Annotated in this window: 17 protein-coding genes; 6 read left to right on the top strand and 11 right to left on the bottom strand. The window is 70.0% G+C overall.

The genetic code is table 11. The features are described 5' to 3' along the window. Position 1 precedes the first annotated feature (1 nt). Genes IEZ08_RS18900 through IEZ08_RS18885 form a run of 4 tightly spaced genes read right to left on the bottom strand, consistent with a single transcriptional unit; the run spans position 2 to position 3,243 of the window. Entirely contained in the window at positions 2-517 is a 516-nt protein-coding gene (locus tag IEZ08_RS18900; RefSeq protein WP_068928056.1) for a 3-hydroxyanthranilate 3,4-dioxygenase, read from the bottom strand. After that, a complete protein-coding gene (locus tag IEZ08_RS18895; protein WP_068928057.1) occupies positions 514-951 on the bottom strand; it encodes a RidA family protein in 438 nt (145 codons plus the stop codon). The genes IEZ08_RS18900 and IEZ08_RS18895 overlap by 4 nt, the downstream gene beginning before the upstream one ends. Positions 952-974: 23 nt before the next feature. Further along, positions 975-1,775: a 2-keto-4-pentenoate hydratase gene (locus IEZ08_RS18890; protein WP_068928058.1), complete on the bottom strand. Its 801-nt coding sequence runs from the start codon at positions 1,773-1,775 to the stop codon at positions 975-977. Between the two features lie 25 nt (positions 1,776-1,800). After that, a complete protein-coding gene (locus IEZ08_RS18885) occupies positions 1,801-3,243 on the bottom strand; it encodes a 2-hydroxymuconic semialdehyde dehydrogenase (RefSeq protein ID WP_189242585.1) in 1,443 nt (480 codons plus the stop codon). Positions 3,244-3,432: 189 nt separating this feature from the next. On the opposite strand from IEZ08_RS18885, the gene IEZ08_RS18880 reads away from it, so the two are divergent. The 3 genes from IEZ08_RS18880 to IEZ08_RS18870 all read left to right on the top strand — a co-directional run bounded on the left by IEZ08_RS18880 (position 3,433) and on the right by IEZ08_RS18870 (position 5,222). Continuing rightward, on the top strand, positions 3,433-3,996 hold the full coding sequence (locus IEZ08_RS18880; protein WP_068928060.1) for a VanZ family protein: 564 nt from the start codon (positions 3,433-3,435) through the stop codon (positions 3,994-3,996). Positions 3,997-4,124: 128 nt separating this feature from the next. Beyond that, entirely contained in the window at positions 4,125-4,877 is a 753-nt protein-coding gene (locus IEZ08_RS18875) for a GntR family transcriptional regulator (RefSeq protein WP_068928061.1), read from the top strand. Positions 4,878-5,003: 126 nt separating this feature from the next. Further along, complete coding sequence (locus IEZ08_RS18870) at positions 5,004-5,222, top strand: hypothetical protein (protein WP_068928062.1); 219 nt, start codon at positions 5,004-5,006, stop codon at positions 5,220-5,222. Between the two features lie 106 nt (positions 5,223-5,328). Here IEZ08_RS18870 and IEZ08_RS18865 read toward each other — a convergent pair whose 3' ends face one another. Beyond that, entirely contained in the window at positions 5,329-6,381 is a 1,053-nt protein-coding gene (locus IEZ08_RS18865) for a DivIVA domain-containing protein (RefSeq protein WP_506330643.1), read from the bottom strand. 174 nt (positions 6,382-6,555) lie between these two features. On the opposite strand from IEZ08_RS18865, the gene IEZ08_RS18860 reads away from it, so the two are divergent. From IEZ08_RS18860 to IEZ08_RS18850, 3 genes are all read left to right on the top strand, one after another. Next, positions 6,556-7,098, top strand: coding sequence for a gamma carbonic anhydrase family protein (locus IEZ08_RS18860; RefSeq protein WP_189242584.1), 543 nt, complete (start codon positions 6,556-6,558; stop codon positions 7,096-7,098). 82 nt (positions 7,099-7,180) lie between these two features. After that, a complete protein-coding gene (locus IEZ08_RS18855) occupies positions 7,181-8,635 on the top strand; it encodes a hypothetical protein (protein WP_189242595.1) in 1,455 nt (484 codons plus the stop codon). Between the two features lie 254 nt (positions 8,636-8,889). Continuing rightward, positions 8,890-9,051 carry a hypothetical protein gene (locus tag IEZ08_RS18850; protein ID WP_176728638.1) on the top strand — a complete coding sequence of 54 codons (162 nt, stop codon included), beginning with the start codon at positions 8,890-8,892 and terminating at the stop codon, positions 9,049-9,051. An 87-nt stretch (positions 9,052-9,138) separates the two neighbouring features. Here the strand turns inward: IEZ08_RS18850 and IEZ08_RS18845 are convergent, their stop codons facing one another. From IEZ08_RS18845 to IEZ08_RS18820, 6 genes are all read right to left on the bottom strand, one after another. Next, positions 9,139-9,420 (bottom strand): metal-sensitive transcriptional regulator, encoded by a 282-nt coding sequence (locus tag IEZ08_RS18845; RefSeq protein WP_068928066.1) that lies wholly within the window; start codon positions 9,418-9,420, stop codon positions 9,139-9,141. Between the two features lie 18 nt (positions 9,421-9,438). Beyond that, positions 9,439-10,515, bottom strand: coding sequence for a glycosyltransferase (locus IEZ08_RS18840; protein WP_068928067.1), 1,077 nt, complete (start codon positions 10,513-10,515; stop codon positions 9,439-9,441). Then, a complete protein-coding gene (locus IEZ08_RS18835) occupies positions 10,512-11,315 on the bottom strand; it encodes a hypothetical protein (RefSeq protein ID WP_068928068.1) in 804 nt (267 codons plus the stop codon). Before IEZ08_RS18835 ends, IEZ08_RS18840 begins: the two co-directional genes overlap by 4 nt. A 217-nt stretch (positions 11,316-11,532) precedes the next feature. Beyond that, complete coding sequence (locus IEZ08_RS18830) at positions 11,533-13,650, bottom strand: (Fe-S)-binding protein (protein WP_068928069.1); 2,118 nt, start codon at positions 13,648-13,650, stop codon at positions 11,533-11,535. Between the two features lie 324 nt (positions 13,651-13,974). Beyond that, positions 13,975-14,676, bottom strand: coding sequence for a TetR/AcrR family transcriptional regulator (locus IEZ08_RS18825; protein WP_229803261.1), 702 nt, complete (start codon positions 14,674-14,676; stop codon positions 13,975-13,977). Continuing rightward, on the bottom strand, positions 14,673-15,485 hold the full coding sequence (locus IEZ08_RS18820) for a sugar phosphate isomerase/epimerase family protein (RefSeq protein ID WP_068928070.1): 813 nt from the start codon (positions 15,483-15,485) through the stop codon (positions 14,673-14,675). Before IEZ08_RS18820 ends, IEZ08_RS18825 begins: the two co-directional genes overlap by 4 nt. Positions 15,486-15,654 lie beyond the last annotated feature (169 nt).

Genomic DNA, 15,654 nt, shown 5'->3' with positions numbered 1-15,654 from the left:
GTCATCCCTTGCCCGGGTGGAGCGCACCGCAGTTCTCACAGGTGCGGGCCTTCTCGTCGGCGTAGAACGCCTGGAAGAGCGGCGGGAGATCGGCCACGATGTCACGCACCTGGAGCTCCACCTCGTGGACGACCGCGTCGCACTCCCGGCAGTACCAGCGGAACTTCTCCAGCACGCCCTCCGGCCGGATCCGCTCGACCACCAGGCCGACCGAACCCTCCTCGGGGCGCTGCGGCGAATGCGGCACGTTCGCCGGGAGCAGCCACATCTGGCCCTCGCGGATGTGCACGGTGTCCGGCCCGTCCGGGGTCATGACGTCGACGTGCATGTTCCCGCGAACCTGGTAGAAGAGCTCCTCATAGGGGTCGACGTGGAAGTCGGTGCGCGCGTTCGGCCCGCCGACGACCATCACGATGAAGTCCCCGGCCTCCTCGAAGAGGACCTTGTTGGCCACCGGGGGCCTGAGCAGGTGGGCGTGCTCGTCGATCCACGCGGCGAAGTCGATGGGGGGGATCATGGGCGGTCCTCTCGGGGAGGGCGGTAGGCGACGGCCTGCATCTCGATGAGCAGATGCGGGTGGGGCAGCTGGTGCACGGCCACGGTGGTGCGCGCGGGACCGGTCTCGTCGAAGTACTCGGCGTAGACCTGGTTGTACCCCCCGAAGTCATTCATGTTGACCAGATAGGTGGTGATCTGGACGAGGTCGCTCAGGTCGGCCCCGGCGGCCTTGAGGATGTCCCCGATGTTCTCGATCACGGCCCGCGTCTGCGCGGCGATGTCCAGCGTGACCGTACCGAACGCGTCGGCCTCCGCCCCGGCGATCGTGTTGTCCGGACGGCGGGCGCTGGTGCCGGAGACATAGATGAAGTCCCCGGCCCGTCTGGCGTGCGGGAAGCGCCCGCGCGGGACGGCCTTGCCCCGGACGACGATCCCGTCCTCCCCGATCCTCACCCTCGCTCACCGCTCCCCGGAGCTCACTCGAAGACCGCCCGGACCGAGCCGATGCCGTCGAAGTGGGCCTCGAACACGTCGCCCGGCTCGACGTCCACCACCGGCCCGAGGGCTCCGGTCAGCACGATGTCACCGGCCCGCAGCGGGAAACCCGTACCGTCCAGCGCGTTCGCCAGCCAGACCGCGGCGTTCAGCGGATTCCCGAGGCAGGCCGCGCCCGCGCCGCTGGAGACCTCCTGACCGCGCCGGTTCATGGTCATCCCGGCCAGCCTGAGGTCCAGACCGGCCAGCGGGGTCGGGGTGGCGCCGAGCACGAAGGCGCCGCCCGAGGCGTTGTCCGCGATCGTGTCCACGAGCGTGATGTCCCATCCGGTGATCCGGCTGTCGGCGATCTCGATCGCGGGCAGCACGAAGTCCACGGCCCGGATGACGTCGACCACGGTGAACGGCCCGCCGGTCAGGTCACCGCCGAGCACCAGGGCGACCTCCGCCTCGGCCTTGGGCTGCAGGAACCGCCCGGTCGGTATCGGCAGCCCGTCGAGGCAGGCCATGTCGGCGAACAACATGCCGAAGTCGGGCCGGTCCACGCCGAGCTGGCGCTGGGCCGCCGCCGACGTCAGGCCGATCTTCCGGCCGACGAGCCTCCGCCCCTCCGCCAGCGCCCGGCGCGTGTTGATCTCCTGTACGGCGTAGCCGGCCTCCACGGTCCGGCCGGGCAACATCTCGCGCACCGGCGGGCACGGCTTGCCGCTCCTGGCCGCCTCCAGCAACTGATCGGCCGCCTCGCTGAACACGTCGACGGCATCGCTCCACTCGTCGGTCATATACCGGCCCTCCCCTATCCCAGCCTTATTCCAGTTTGATCGTGATTGTGGTCGGTTCGGAATAGAAGTCCAGCGAGTGCGTGCCGCCCTCACGGCCGATGCCGGAGAGCTTGACCCCGCCGAACGGGGTGCGCAGGTCCCGCAGGTACCAGGTGTTGACCCAGACCAGGCCCGCCTGGAGTGACTGGGCGACCCGGTGGGCGCGGCTGAGCGAGGACGTCCAGACGGTCGCGGCCAGGCCGTACTCGCTGTCGTTGGCCAGGGCGACCGCCTCGGCCTCGGAGTCGAACGGCGCGACGTGGCAGACCGGACCGAAGATCTCCTCCCGGTTCACCCGGGAGCCGGGCGGCAGGCCGGTCAGCACGGTCGGCTCGACGTAGTAGCCGCCGTCACGATCGTCGCCGAAGCTCGGGACCCCGCCGCCCGCGTGGATCTCGGCCCCCTCCTCCTTCGCCAGCGCGTAGTAGGACAGCACCTTGTCCCGGTGCTCCGCCGAGATCATCGGCATCATCGTGGTGTGCTCGTCCCGCGGCCGGCCGAAGGTCAGCTCGCGTGCCCGCCCGGCCAGCCGGGCGACGAACTCGCCGAACACCGGCCGCTCCACGTAGAGCCGCTCGGTGCACAGGCAGACCTGGCCGCCGTTGGTGAACACCGACCGCACACCGCCCTCCACCGCCGCCTCCAGGTCGGCGTCGGCGAAGACCACCCCGGCGTTCTTCCCGCCCAGCTCGAACGAGACCGGCTTGACCCGGTCCGCCACCGACTTCATGATCGCCGATCCGGTACGGCTCTCGCCGGTGAAGGTGACCGCGTCCACCCCCGGATGCTCGACCAGGAACTGCCCGGTGGAGCCGGGACCGAAGCCGTTGACGACGTTGAGCACGCCCGGCGGGAGCCCGATCGAGGCGGCGATCCCGGCCAGCACGGCCATCGAGCCCGGCGTGTGCTCCGACGGCTTGACCACGACGGTGTTGCCCGCGACGAGCGCGGGGCCGATCTTCCAGGTCGCCAGGAGGAACGGCAGGTTCCACGGAACGATGACCGCGACCACGCCCAGCGGCCTGCGCACGGTGTAGCTCACCACGTCCGTCAGGTGGAAGGCGTCCTCCGGACGCTGGGCCGCGATCTCGGCGAACGACCGGAAGTTGGCCGCGCCGCGGGGAATGTCCAGGGTGCGGGTCTGCGTGATCGACTTCCCGGTGTCCGCGATCTCCGCCGCGACCAGGTCCTCGAACCGCTCCTCGATCGCGTCGGCGAGGCGGCGCATCCAGGCGGCCCGCTCGGCCACCGGCAGTCCCGACCAGCCGGGCAGGGCGGAACGGGCCGCCGCCACCGCCCGGTCGACGACGGAACGGTCCGCCTCGTGAATCCGGCGGACCTCACGGCCGGTCACCGGGTCGTGGCCGGCGAACACCTCGCCCTCCGCGACCGGCACCCCGCCGATGAAGTGGGCGACCTGGTCAGACACGGCTCCTCCTCGCGACCCTCGGAAATCGGAGCACTCCCTTTACCTACGGGTATAGATCGGCCCGTCACCTCCGGGCAACAACGCGGGCTTGATCGCGCGGGAGGACCTTGCCTGAAGGTCACCTTCCTGTACCCCGGGACGCCCGGGACACGGGTCGATCCGGGGGTTCCGGCCCGGGATGATTGCGTTATGAGGCAGGCGTGGGAGACATGGGGAGGCGTCGTTGCCGCGGCCGTTCTGACCGTCCCGCTCGCCGCCCTCGCCGCCTTTCTCCTCGCCCGTCTCCGCACCCGCTCCGGTCATCCCTCGCCCCGTCGCACGGCCCTCGCCGACGTGGCCATCGTGACCGGAACCGCCCCCTGGATCTGGATGATCCTCACCCCCGGGACAGGCTCGGGAGTGAACCTCATCCCGCTGGCCGACCTGTTCGATCAGCTTGTCCTGATGTCACCCGGCGCGGCGTTCGTGCAGGTCGGAGGCAACCTTCTGGTCTTCGCCGCACTGGGTGCGATGCTCCCGGTCCGCTCGCCGCGCCTCGCCTCGATCGGTGCGGTGGCGGGCGTGGCGGCGTGTGCCTCGCTCGCCGTCGAGCTCCTCCAGTACGGCCTCGGCCTGGGCCGGGTGAGCTCCGTGGACGACGTCCTCCTCAACACGGCGGGGGCCGTGTGCGCGGCCGCCGTCACTCGCCGGTGGTGGGCCCGCCGATACCGGTCGGGATCGTTCCAAGGTAACGGTCCGAGAAAACTCTCGTAGATCGCCACAGAGGCACGATCCGCTCAAAAGAAGCACGGGACCAACCTCTGTATCTGTGCGATCGTGGACAAGGCGGGGCAAGTTCTCTGGAGACGCCAAACCTGGCTGGTGACAGAGGGTGATCAAACGTGCAGCAATCCCCCGTACCTCCCGAGACCCCGATCTACCGGCGCATCGCCGACGGGCTCCGCGAAGCGATCCTGTCCGGCGAGTTCCGCGACGGGGATCGGCTTCCCGGCGAGAACGCCCTCATGGCTCAGCACGGCATCGCCCGTGCGACGGCCAGGCAGGCGCTCTCCGTGCTCATCAACGAAGGGCTGGCCGTACCCAAACGCGGCTCGGGAGTCTACGTCCGGCAGTTCCGGCCCCTCAGGCGGCACGGTTCCCGGCGGCTCTCCCAGGAACGGTGGGGGCGAGGGCAGGCCATCTGGGACTCCGACACCAGGGGCCGGCCGTACACCGTGGACGAGATGCAGATCGACAGGGAGGAGGCGGAGGAGGAGATCGCCCGCGTGCTGGACAGCGCGCAGGTCTGGGTGCGGCGCAGGCGTTACTCGGTGGACGGGCGGCCGGTCCAGCTGGCCGTCTCCTATTTTCCCGCCGCCCTGGTCGAGGGCACCGCGGTCGTGCGGGAGGACACCGGCCCCGGCGGTGTCTACGCGCGGCTGGGCGACCTCGGACACGCTCCGGCCCATTTCACCGAGGAACTGCGGGCCCGTATGCCTCACCCCCATGAGACCGTGCTGCTCGACCTCCCGGCGGGCACCCCGGTCCTCGTGATCATGCGGACGGCCTACACCGCGAACGGCGTCCCCGTCGAGGTCAACGAGATGATCCTCGACTCGGCCTCATATGTACTCCAGTATGACTTCGACGCATAGATCAAGGCCTTTCGTCAACCGATAGGTTGACCTGACCTTCGCGATCATTGATTTCTCTAGAGATGTGTCCCACCTTCGGAGATGGAACGTCACAGCGGCGGCCCTGGGCGCGGGGAAGGTGCGTGGATGTCTTTCGACCGGCATCTGGCGGAGATAGCCCGGGAGTTTCCCGACTGGACGATCTGGCGGAGTGACGCGGGACGATGGTGGGCCACTCGTCATCACCCGCTCACTCCCTCGCAGCGCGAGGCGGGCTGCGCGATGACCATCGACGCGGACGACCCGGAAGGACTGCGCGAGCAGCTCCATGACCAGGGGGAGCGATTCGACGGCACGCTCCCTTGACGACCGCCCGGTGCCGGAGTCAGCCACGCTCATGCGGCTCCGGCGCCGGGCCCCCAATCGCGGAAGCCTCTGACCCTATCGGGGGCGGGGGCTTCCGCTCACGGCCTCACTTGCGGGCGGCGAACTCCTCGTCGTCATGCCGCACGGGCTCAAGGTCCGTGTCGGTGTCGTCGGCGGTCGCGACGGGGTGACCGCTGGCGGGGGTCTCCGCCCCGTCCTCGTCGTCCTCCACGATCACCCGGACGGCCTCCACCTCGGGGGAGCGCTGCGGAGCCGGGGGGACGACCGTCCCGGCCGGGGCGATGGCGGCCTGGGCGGGCGCGGGAGGCAGGACCGCGTCCTCGTCGATCAGGGCGCCGGCGACGTCCTCCCGCTGGATCAGGTCACCGAGGACCGTGCTCATCTCGTTGAGACGGCGCATGACCTCGCGGTGGGTGTCGGTGAGGTAGGTGACCCGCCGGCCCGTGCTCTCGTCCAGGACGGCGGCACGCTGCTGGGCGGAGGTCAGGGTCGACTCGGCCTCCGCCCGGGCGGAGGTCAGCGTGGCCTCGGCCTCGGCCCGGGCGGAGGTCAGCGTGGCCTCGGCCTCGGCCCGGGCACTCCGCAGTGTCTCGTCCGCCTCGGTGCGGGCCGCGTTGAGCTTCTCCTCGGCGTCGTTGCCCGCCTGGGCCAGCATCTGCTCGGCGTTGGCGGTGGCCTCTCCGACCCTGCGCTCTGCCTCCTGCTGGGCGGAGCCCAGGATGCCCTCGGCGCGCTCACGGGCGGAAGTCAGCATGCGCTCTGCCTCCTGCTGGGCGGAGCCCAGGATGCCCTCGGCGCGCTCACGGGCGGAGGTCAGCATGCGATCGGCGTCGGCGGCGGCCTCCTCCCGGAGCTTGCCGGCCTCGGCCGAGGCGACCTCGCGCTTGGCCGCCGCCTCCTCCTCGGCCAGTTTGAGGATCTGGCTGAGCCGCTGGCCGAGCTCGTCGTAGTCCTGCGGAGCCTCGGAGAGTCTACGCCGCGCCTCGGCGAGCTCCAGTCTGCCCTGCTCCGCCTGGTCGATCGCCCGCGCGACCCTCTCCTCCAGATCGCGGATCTGGTTGCGCGTCCGGATCATGTAGTCATGGACCTGACGGCGGCTGTAGCCACGCATGACGACCTCAAACGAGTCCTCATGCATCAGGTCGGGAAAACTCTCATGCTGGTTTGTCATTGCGATGCCCGTTAGAGGTCGTGTGGCGGAAAAGGAGACGTCAGGAAACGACTCTGCTGCCATCTACTCCAGACCGCAACCGGAACGCGCGACCTCCTTGCGGAAATACCGGACACACTCACTCCCCGTAACATCGATCCCATGACGAGCACCCCCTATATCGCCTCACTCGACGATGACGCATCCCCTGATATCCACCCAGAAGCATATGTAGCTCCCGGAGCGGTGATCGTCGGTCGTGTACGGCTCGGCCGCGCCGCCGGCGTCTGGTACGGCTCGGTCCTGCGGGGCGACGACGAGGCCATCGAGGTCGGCGAGGAGTGCAACATCCAGGACCTGTGCTGCCTGCACGCCGATCCGGGCCAGCCCACCGTACTGGAGCCGAGGGTCAGCCTCGGCCACAAGGCCATGGTGCACGGGGCGCACGTGGAGACCGGGGCCCTCATCGGCATCGGCGCGATCGTGCTGGGCGGCGCACGGATCGGCGCGGGAACGCTGGTCGCCGCGGGAGCCCTGGTCGGCCCCGGGAAGCGCATCCCCGCCGGAGTCCTCGTGGCGGGAGTCCCCGGGAAGATCGTCCGGGAGCTCACCGACGACGACCGCGCCTCCTTCGCCCGCACCCCGGACAACTACATGGCCAAGGCGGCCCGTCACCGTGCCGCGCAGGCCCTCCCCCCGGCCTGAGCCCTCTCACCGGACCACGACGACCCTCCCCGCCTCCGGGTCCCGTCACCGGGCCCGGCGGCGGGGCGGGGTCGTGAGTAACATGACCGCCGTGCGGCAGTGGGACGGTTTCGCCGCCATCGAGAGCGATGTGCGCGCCATAGTCGCCGACCCCCGGTGGGCGGCGCTGCCCCCGCCTGCCCGCGCCCAGGCCGTGGCGCTTCGCGTGCTGGACACGCCGGACGGCGGCCGGTGGCTCTTCGGCGCGCATGCCCGGTGGTACCGGCAGGACCCGGCCGACGGCCGCTGGCACCTGTCCCCGCCCCCGGCCGACCGGGAGACGCGCGCCGGAGCCCGGATCGTCCGGACCACCTCCATGATCATGCCGCACCTCGTCCCATCCGGTCCCGACTTCGCCGTGGACCGGGGGTCGGTCCAGGGGTTCGTCGGCCCGGACGTGCCGTACGAGATCACCGAGCGGGTCCGGGCCCTGGTCGTCGCGCAGCGCGGCCGGCGCAGGGAGGACTTCCCCGTGCACGGCTCGTTCGCCGAGCTGTTCGCCCCGGAGGTCGCCAGCCCGGTCGCCGCCGTCTGGGGCACGCTCATGTGGTGCGCCTACGCTCCCGCCTTCGACGGCAACGAGGTACTGCTGTCGATGTTCGGGGAGTTCCTGACCCGTCCGCTCCCGGGCGACGAGTGGGTCCGCTGGCTCGCGCCCGTCCCGCTCGACGATCTGATCGCCCTGTACGGCGAGCGCGTCCGCGCGGGCCACCCCGAGGCCGGACTGCGCCTGGTCGCGCTGATGGCCGACACCGCCCAGGCCGTCCGGGGCGACCGCCGCTTCCGGCCCCGCGCCGAGGCGCTGCCGGCGATGGTGGCGCCGATCCTCCGCCGGACCGGGGAGGACGTCTCCGCCGCCCATCGCGGGGACGACGAGGTGCGGCGGCTGTGGTTGTCGCGCTGCCCGGTCCACGTGGCGCTGGCCGAGAGCTCCCCCGGGGACCGTTTCCAGCACGCTCTCTACGATCTCGTCGAGGCTCTGGCCTTCCTCGCTCCGAAGGGCGCCGACCCCCGGGCGGTGGCGGGCTCGCTGCTCGCCGCGGACGTCGCGGCCCACGCGCCCCGGGCCGCCGACGGGCTCTACCCATGGCTGGACCCGGAGCTCCGCCACATCCTGCACGTCGTCCTCACCGATCCGGGGCACCCGCTGCGGGGCTGCTGGCCGCGCTCCGGTGGCGCCGCGTCCTCCGCGTCCTCCGCGTCCCCTGCGGGCTCCGGGGGCTTCTCCACGGGGTCCTCTCCGGCGCCGCCCCCCGCAGGACCGGCCGTCCTGCCCTCCGCCCTCCATCCGCCGGACCGGGCCTCGGCGGCGGCGCTGCTGGGCGCCGCCTACGCCACGGGGCTGGCCTGGTGCCGGCTGACCGGGACGTCCGTACCGGAGCGGGGGTTCGCGACGGCCTCGGCGCTCGTGCACCGTCTGGCGCACGAGCGGGACGATCCCCTCCCAGGAGTATCGAAAGTCCCAGGGGTATCAGGAACATACCCGCGTCACTTCTGAAGCGGACCGGCCTCGCCAAAGCGGGCTTAAACCGCAGATCCAGTTATTTCATCCTTACTCCCCCTATATCCTTCTAATACCTACCGTGTCACACAATTAGCTGAATCGTGATCTCGCATTCGGGAAATGACCCTTCAGGGTGCGCGGTGGGGGCGCACCGGACTGTGTCGAATGGTCCCGATGGGCCATGGGCACCCAAGACCCCCCGCCGTAACCTCGAAGTGGGTGTGGGCTGCGGAAGGAAGGACGACGCGGTGGGGCACGACGAGTTGGACCTACGGGTCCACGACCGTGACGCGTTGGACGAGATCGCGCTCTATGCCGAGGTTCTCAGTGCCGTCGCTGGCAGCGAACGGCCGCTCACCTTGGCGGAGCTCGACAACGCGCTCGGATTGAGCGCTCCGGCTACGTGCTGAGCGCTGAAGGAACTATCTGCACCACCTAGTCCCGGACCCCCTCCAAGGGGTCCGGGACGTGGTTCGTGAAGACCCTCGGGTAACTAGTCACGACCTGACAAGCCGGGCGATCGCCGCCGACGCTTCCTTGACCTTCTCCGCCGCCTCCGGTCCCCCGGTGCCGATGGCATCGGCGACGCAGTGGCCGATGTGGTCCTCCAGCAGGCCCAGCGCCACCGCCTGCAGGGCCCTCGTCGCGGCCGACACCTGCGTCAGGACATCGATGCAGTAGGCGTCTTCCTCGACCATCCGCTGGAGGCCCCTGATCTGCCCCTCGATCCGACGCAACCGGGTGAGATAGGCCTGCTTGTCCCCGCTGTACCCATGCATGACCCAACGGTACCCTCGTCAGGCGCGCCGGGAGGCAGCCGTGATCAGCTCTTCCCACTTTTCCGCCACCACGGGCGCCTCGTGGACGGCCGCGGCTCCGAGCGCGCCCGCCGCCAGCGTCCGGCGCCTGCGCTCGTCGTCGATGAGGGCGAGCAGGGCGGCGGCGTACGCCTCGATCTCATCGTCCCCCTCCGGGACCAGGACCCCGCTGCGGCCGTGTGTCACGAACTCCCCCGGTCCGCGCGAGCTGTCGAACCCGATCACCGGCACCCCGCTGGCCATCGCCTCGATCACCGTCATCCCGAGCACCTCGGTCCGCGAGGTCACCGCCACGATCGAGGCTTTGGCGAACTCCCCTGCCAGGTCGGGAGTGGTCCCCATGAAGTAGACGTGGTTGTGCAGGCTCAGCTCGCGGACCAGGGCCCGCAGGCGCTTCTCCTCCGGGCCCCCGCCGTACAGCCGGAGCCGCCAGTCGGGGCGTTTGTCGGCGATGACGGCGAAGGCGCGGATCAGCCGGTCGCAGGCCTTCACCGGAACCAGACGGCCGCCCGCGGCGATGATGCGGTTGTCCATGCGCGAACGCGGCCAGGGCGCCGGTGGCAGGGCGTCCGGGATCAGGCTGACCTTGACGCCGCCGTCCATCAGGCGCTCCCACTCCTGACGCCCGGTCTCGGTGGCGGCGGCGACCGCGTCCAGGCGCGGGTAGAACTTCTTGATCGGCCCCGGCACCGGCGGTCGGCCCCACTCCCGGGCGATGCGCACCATGTCGCGGGGGGCGTGCCGGGCGGCCTGCACGCCCAGCCCCGGCCTGGTGGTGATCAGCGCGTCGGCCCGGAGGGCGCGCAACCGCCGCCACAGGGCGACCTCGGTGCGGATCTGCCCCCGTGGGAGCAGGTGACGCACACCCGGCCTGGCATCGACCACCCAGGAGAGCTTCACCGCGGTCTCCACCGGGAAGAACGGCCGTTCCTTGTGCCGCCGGACGCTGAGGATCTCGACCTCGTGCCGCCGTGCCAGCTCCCCCGCGAGGTTGATGACGGAGCGGACGTCGCCCCGCATGCCGTACGCCGAGGGAACGAGCAGGCAGATCCTCACCCACCCACCTCGATCATGAGCTTGTCGTCGGCGGTGTAGCAGGGCCGGATCGGCACCCCGTCGATCTGCGCGGCCGGATAGTGCAGGCGGCGGCGTTTGCCGTCCACGTCGTCCAGTTGTGAGCCCAGGCGGAGCGGCTCGGCCAGGCCGTCCACCTTCAGCGTCGGCTCCCAGGTGCCCGGTTCCTCGGATGCGGCCCCCACCACGTCGCACAGGGAGAGCGCGGCGTGGAAGCGCACGCCCTGGACCGTCGCGACGGCGGTCAGCTCGGCGTCGGTCCCGCTGCGGCGCAGCGCCAGGCGGGCCTCGTGCCGCGACTCGTCGTCGTCGAGGCCGGTGAACGCCAGCAGCCCGGTGACCTCGAAGCGGCCCTCCCGGAACCAGACCGCGCGGACCTCCGCGGCCGGCTCGACCTGGTCGACCTTGAGGGCGAGGAAGCCGTTGCGTGTCCGGTAGGCCCGGTAGGCCCGTGTGCGGCGGCTCAGCGCGTAGGCGTCGAGATGGTCCAGGGAGAAGCCCGGATCGATGCTGCGCAGCCGGGTGCGCCGTCCGGCCCGTTCCAGGTAGACGTCCCAGCGGCCGGAGCCGAGGTCGAGCGGGGCGAGGGAGACCGCGAGCGTCATGTCGCGGGTCTGCGCGCCGGACGCCTCGGGGGCGCCGAGCGCCACGGCGCGTTCCTCGCAGCTGGTCCGGTGGCGCAGCACAAGCGTGGCACTTTCGGTGAGGGGATCGTCCACGGTGAGCCGGAGGGACAGAACGTCGGCCAAAGTGACTTCGGCATCCATGACGACGACGCGCACCGCCAGCCCCTCCCCGTCGAATGAGCTACGCGACGTTGAGGTTACCGTGATTTTACTGTGATGTGGAGAAGTGTTTTCGGGCCAGTTGTCCTTTTCGTGAAAGCCTGACAAAAAGTCAGGCACGGCTCGCAAAATACGGCCGTGCCTGACTTTCGATCGGGAAACCCCGGTGGACGCGGTCAGCGCGAGATCATCCGGAGCCGGTGAACCCGGTGGTTCAGGAGGCCTCCACCGGCTCGCCCTTGATGGACTTGATCAGGAGCTGGGACACGTCCACGACCTCCAGTGTCTCCTTGGCCTCGCCCGCGTTCTTCTTCTCGTTGATCGAGTCGCCCAGCATGACCAGGCAGAACGGGCAGGCGGTGGAGATGGTGTCCGGGTCCGTGGTCAGCGCCTCGTCCACCCGCTCGGTGTTGATGCGCTTGCCGATGCGCTCCTCCATCCACATCCGCGCGCCGCCGGCGCCGCAGCAGAAGCCCCGCTCCTTGTGGCGGTGCATCTCCTGGCTCTTGACGCCGGGGACCTTGGACATGATGTCGCGCGGCTGCGAGTAGACCTTGTTGTGGCGGCCGAGGAAGCACGGGTCGTGGTAGGTGATCTTCTCCTCGATCGGGGTGACCGGGACCAGCTTGCCCTCGTCGACCAGCTTGGCCAGCAGCTGGGTGTGGTGGACGACCTCGTAGTGCCCGCCGAGCTGCGGGTACTCGTTGGCGAGGGTGTTGAAGCAGTGCGGGCAGGTCGCGACGATCTTCTTGACCCCGGCCTCGTTCAGCGTCTCGATGTTCTGCTGGGCCAGCATGTTGAAGAGGAACTCCATGCCCAGGCGGCGGGCCGGGTCACCGGTGCAGGCCTCCATCGGGCCGAGCACCGCGAACTTCACGTCCGCGATGTGCAGCAGTTCGGCGACGGCCTTGGTGGTCTTCTTGGCCCGGTCCTCCAGGGCGCCGGCGCATCCCACCCAGAAGAGGTACTCGGTGTCCTCGGGCATCTTCTCGTCGACCATCTGGACCTCGAAGTCGAGCTCCTCGATCCAGTCGGCCCGCTTCATCTCGGACATGCCCCACGGGTTGCCCTTGTTCTCCAGGTTCTTGACCATGACGCCGGCCTCGGACGGGAAGCTCGACTCCACCATCACCTGGTAGCGGCGCATGTCGAGGATGTGGTCGATGTGCTCGATGTCCACCGGGCACTGCTCGACGCAGGCGCCGCAGTTGGTGCAGGACCACAGCACGTCCGGGTGGATGACGCCGTCCTCGCCGACCAGCGGCTTCTCCAGCAGGGCCAGCACGTCCTGGCCGGCGTGCGCGCGCTGCTCCTCGGTCGCCATCAGGTACGGCGCGATCGCGAAGACGTGGTCGCGCTGGTCGAGGATGAGCATCTTCGGCGAGAGCGGCTTGTCGGTGTTCCACGCCGGGCACTGCGACTGGCAGCGCCCGCACTCGGTGCAGGTGTAGAAGTCGAGGAAGCCCTTCCAGGTGGTGTCGGTGATCTTGCCCCGGCCCAGCCGGTCACCGTCGAGGTCCTCGTCCTCGAAGTCGACGACCTTGCCGTCGATGCGCATCTCCTGCGCCGGGCCCAGCGCGTCGGGGCGGCGGGAGAACAGCACGTTCATCGGCGCGGTGAAGATGTGCATGTGCTTGGAGTTCACCACGATGACCAGGAACACCAGCATGACGCCGATGTGCAGGAGCAGCCCGATCTCCTCCAGCAGCGTGCTGGTCGGCAGGACCCGCGCCACCGCCTCGGAGATGAAGGCCCCCGACTCGTAGGGGAAGTTGCCGGTGTTGACCGCCGCGCCGCGCGCGAGGAAGAGCGTCCAGATCACGTTGAAGATCATGAACAGGACGAGCCAGGCGCCGCCCAGGTGCGAGCCGGAGAAGCGGGAGCCGCGGCCGAGCTTCTTCGGGGAGTTCTTGATCCGGATGATCGCGAAGGCGGCCAGGCCCAGGAGGCAGGCGAGCGCGATGAAGTCCTGCAGGAAGCCGAGGGCCGGCCAGGTGCCGATGATCGGGATATGGAAGTCCGGCGTGCCGGTGATCGCGCCCTGGATCAGCGCGCCGTACGCCTCGACGTAGACCGTGGCCAGGATGAAGAACGCCCACATGACGAAGAAGTGCGCGACGCCGGAGGGCGTCCACTTCAGCAGCTTCTTCTGCCCGAAGACCTCGACCAGCTGGGCCTTGACCTCGGCGCCCACGTTGTTCTTGGCGTACTCGATCCGCTCGGGGGCGGGCGGGCCGATGGTGGCGAGCTTGTACAGGAACACGACGCGGCGCGCGGCGAGCGCGAGCGCGACGACTGTCATGACGAGCCCGATGATGGCTACCCAGAGCACGGGTCCTCCCACAGACGGCGTTGGCTGCCAGCGTACGACCGCCGGTCATCCACGGTGACAAGGGGTCGCCCCAAATCCTACCCGCGAGTAACTTCTTTCCGGGATGGGACCCTCGGCAACGGTGGTCACCTTATGGTTAATTCATACTCCGGAACAATGCTCTGGACACGTCGAAACGCCGTGAGACGCGGCACAGTGAGCCGTGAGCCGCGGCGCGGCGGCCGCGGCGAACCGCCCGGAGCGGGCGGCCCGGGATCCGCCGGTTCAGGATCCGCCGGTTCAGGATCCGCCGGTTCAGGATCCGCCGGTTCAGGATCCGCCGGTTCAGGATCCGTCGATGTACCGCTGGATCGTGGGCGCGAGCAGTGCGACCAGTTCCTCGACGCCGACCGAGGCGATCGGTTCGAGTTTGATCACGTATCGCACGAGGACCACGCCGAACAACTGCGCGAACGCCGCCTCCATCCGGATCGGCGGGACCCCCAGCGCCTCTCCGACCTTCTCCAGCAGAGCATGCGTCATGAACTCCCGGATCATGCCGACGACCTGCTCGTTGGTCATCGCCGTGCGCATCAGCGCCAGCACGGGCTGGCGGGCCCGGGCGTCGGAGGTGATCGTGAGGATGAACCTGACCAGCCGCTCGCCGGTCTCCTCGCGCGGCCCCGCCACCAGCAGCGGGATGACGTCCTCCGGATTGACCGGCAGCTCCATCGCCGCGACGAACAGGCCCTCCTTGCTCGCGAAGTAGTGGTGGACCAGAGCCGGGTCCACCCCCGCCTCCCGGGCGATGCCGCGGATCGTGGCCTTGTCGAACCCCTTCTCGGCGAACGTCCTGCGCGCCGCCGCCATGATCTCACCGCGCGTGTCCGCGGACCCCGGCCTGCGTCCCGGCCTCCGCCTGCCCGCCGCCTTGCTCCCCGCCGTCACACCGCCCGCCGTCGCGATCTCGTCTCCGGCCGCCGCGCTGTTCCCCGCCGTGATCCCGCTCCCGGCCGCCACACCGCTCTCCGCGGTCACGTCGCTCACGCGTTGGCCGAGGCCGCCAGGTGGAGGCGGGCGAAGGCCAGCCCCTCGGCGAGGTCGTCGATGCGTTCGGTACGGCTGGCCGCCTTACGCGTGTTGATCTCCAGGACGACCAGGCCGTCGAACCCGCTGTTCGCCAGCCGCTCCAGGATCGGCGCGCAGGGCTGGCTGCCGCGTCCCGGGACCAGGTGCTCGTCCCGGTTGGGGATGCCCACCCCGTCCGCCAGGTGCAGGTGGGCCAGCCGGTCGCCCAGCTTCGTGAACATCTCCCAGGCGTCGGACCCCGACACCGCCGTGTGCGACAGGTCGAGCGTCACCTGGGGGAAGTCGTAGTCCACGGGGTTCCAGTCCGGGGAGTACGGGACCACCTTGTTGCCCCGGGCCCGCAGCGGGAACATGTTCTCCACCGCGAAGACCACATCGGTCTCCTCGCGCATCCTGGCCAGGCCGACCTCGAAGTCACGCGCGTAGTCGCGCTGCCAGCGGAACGGCGGGTGCACCACCACCGTCTTCGCGCCGACCCGCTCCGCGGCCTGCTGGGCGCGCTTCAGCTTCGCCCACGGGTCCTTGCCCCACACCCGCTGGGTGACCAGCAGGCAGGGCGCGTGGATGGCCAGGATCGGCAGCTGGTAGTGGTCGACCAGCCGTTCCAGCACGTCGATGTCCTGGCTCACGGGGTCGGCGCCCACCATGATCTCCACGCCGTCGTACCCCAGGCGCGCCGCCAGCTCGAAGGCGTCCGGGGTGCGCTCCGGATAGACCGACGCCGTGGACAGGGCGACCTTCGCGCTGGGCACCCGGATGACGCTCATCGAAAACTCCTCGCCTTCGCGTTCTCGACCGCGAACGACTCGATGCCCGCCTGTCCGTCTGCCCGCTCGCTTCGATCCCTCACAGTGCCAGACTAAGCGGGCCCGTTACGGAATGGCGTCCGGCCACCCCCGTGCGGTCCAGATCACACGACCGGCGGAGACACGGGCC

This window comes from Planobispora rosea, from assembly GCF_014648175.1.
Lineage (GTDB): Bacteria > Actinomycetota > Actinomycetes > Streptosporangiales > Streptosporangiaceae > Planobispora > Planobispora rosea.
Note: the sequence above shows the minus strand (reverse complement) of the source record. Positions and strands in the feature narration are given on the sequence as shown.

What these genes read in the sequence shown, in the direction of transcription:
- IEZ08_RS18900 (WP_068928056.1), bottom strand. Translation starts at nt 517, where the DNA reads ATGATCCCCCCCATCGACTTCGCCGCGTGGATCGACGAGCACGCCCAC.
- IEZ08_RS18855 (WP_189242595.1), top strand. Translation starts at nt 7,181, where the DNA reads ATGACCGCCGTGCGGCAGTGGGACGGTTTCGCCGCCATCGAGAGCGAT.
- IEZ08_RS18820 (WP_068928070.1), bottom strand. Translation starts at nt 15,485, where the DNA reads ATGAGCGTCATCCGGGTGCCCAGCGCGAAGGTCGCCCTGTCCACGGCG.
- IEZ08_RS18845 (WP_068928066.1), bottom strand. Translation starts at nt 9,420, where the DNA reads ATGCATGGGTACAGCGGGGACAAGCAGGCCTATCTCACCCGGTTGCGT.
- IEZ08_RS18880 (WP_068928060.1), top strand. Translation starts at nt 3,433, where the DNA reads ATGAGGCAGGCGTGGGAGACATGGGGAGGCGTCGTTGCCGCGGCCGTT.
- IEZ08_RS18890 (WP_068928058.1), bottom strand. Translation starts at nt 1,775, where the DNA reads ATGACCGACGAGTGGAGCGATGCCGTCGACGTGTTCAGCGAGGCGGCC.
- IEZ08_RS18860 (WP_189242584.1), top strand. Translation starts at nt 6,556, where the DNA reads ATGACGAGCACCCCCTATATCGCCTCACTCGACGATGACGCATCCCCT.
- IEZ08_RS18870 (WP_068928062.1), top strand. Translation starts at nt 5,004, where the DNA reads ATGTCTTTCGACCGGCATCTGGCGGAGATAGCCCGGGAGTTTCCCGAC.
- IEZ08_RS18865 (WP_506330643.1), bottom strand. Translation starts at nt 6,381, where the DNA reads ATGCATGAGGACTCGTTTGAGGTCGTCATGCGTGGCTACAGCCGCCGT.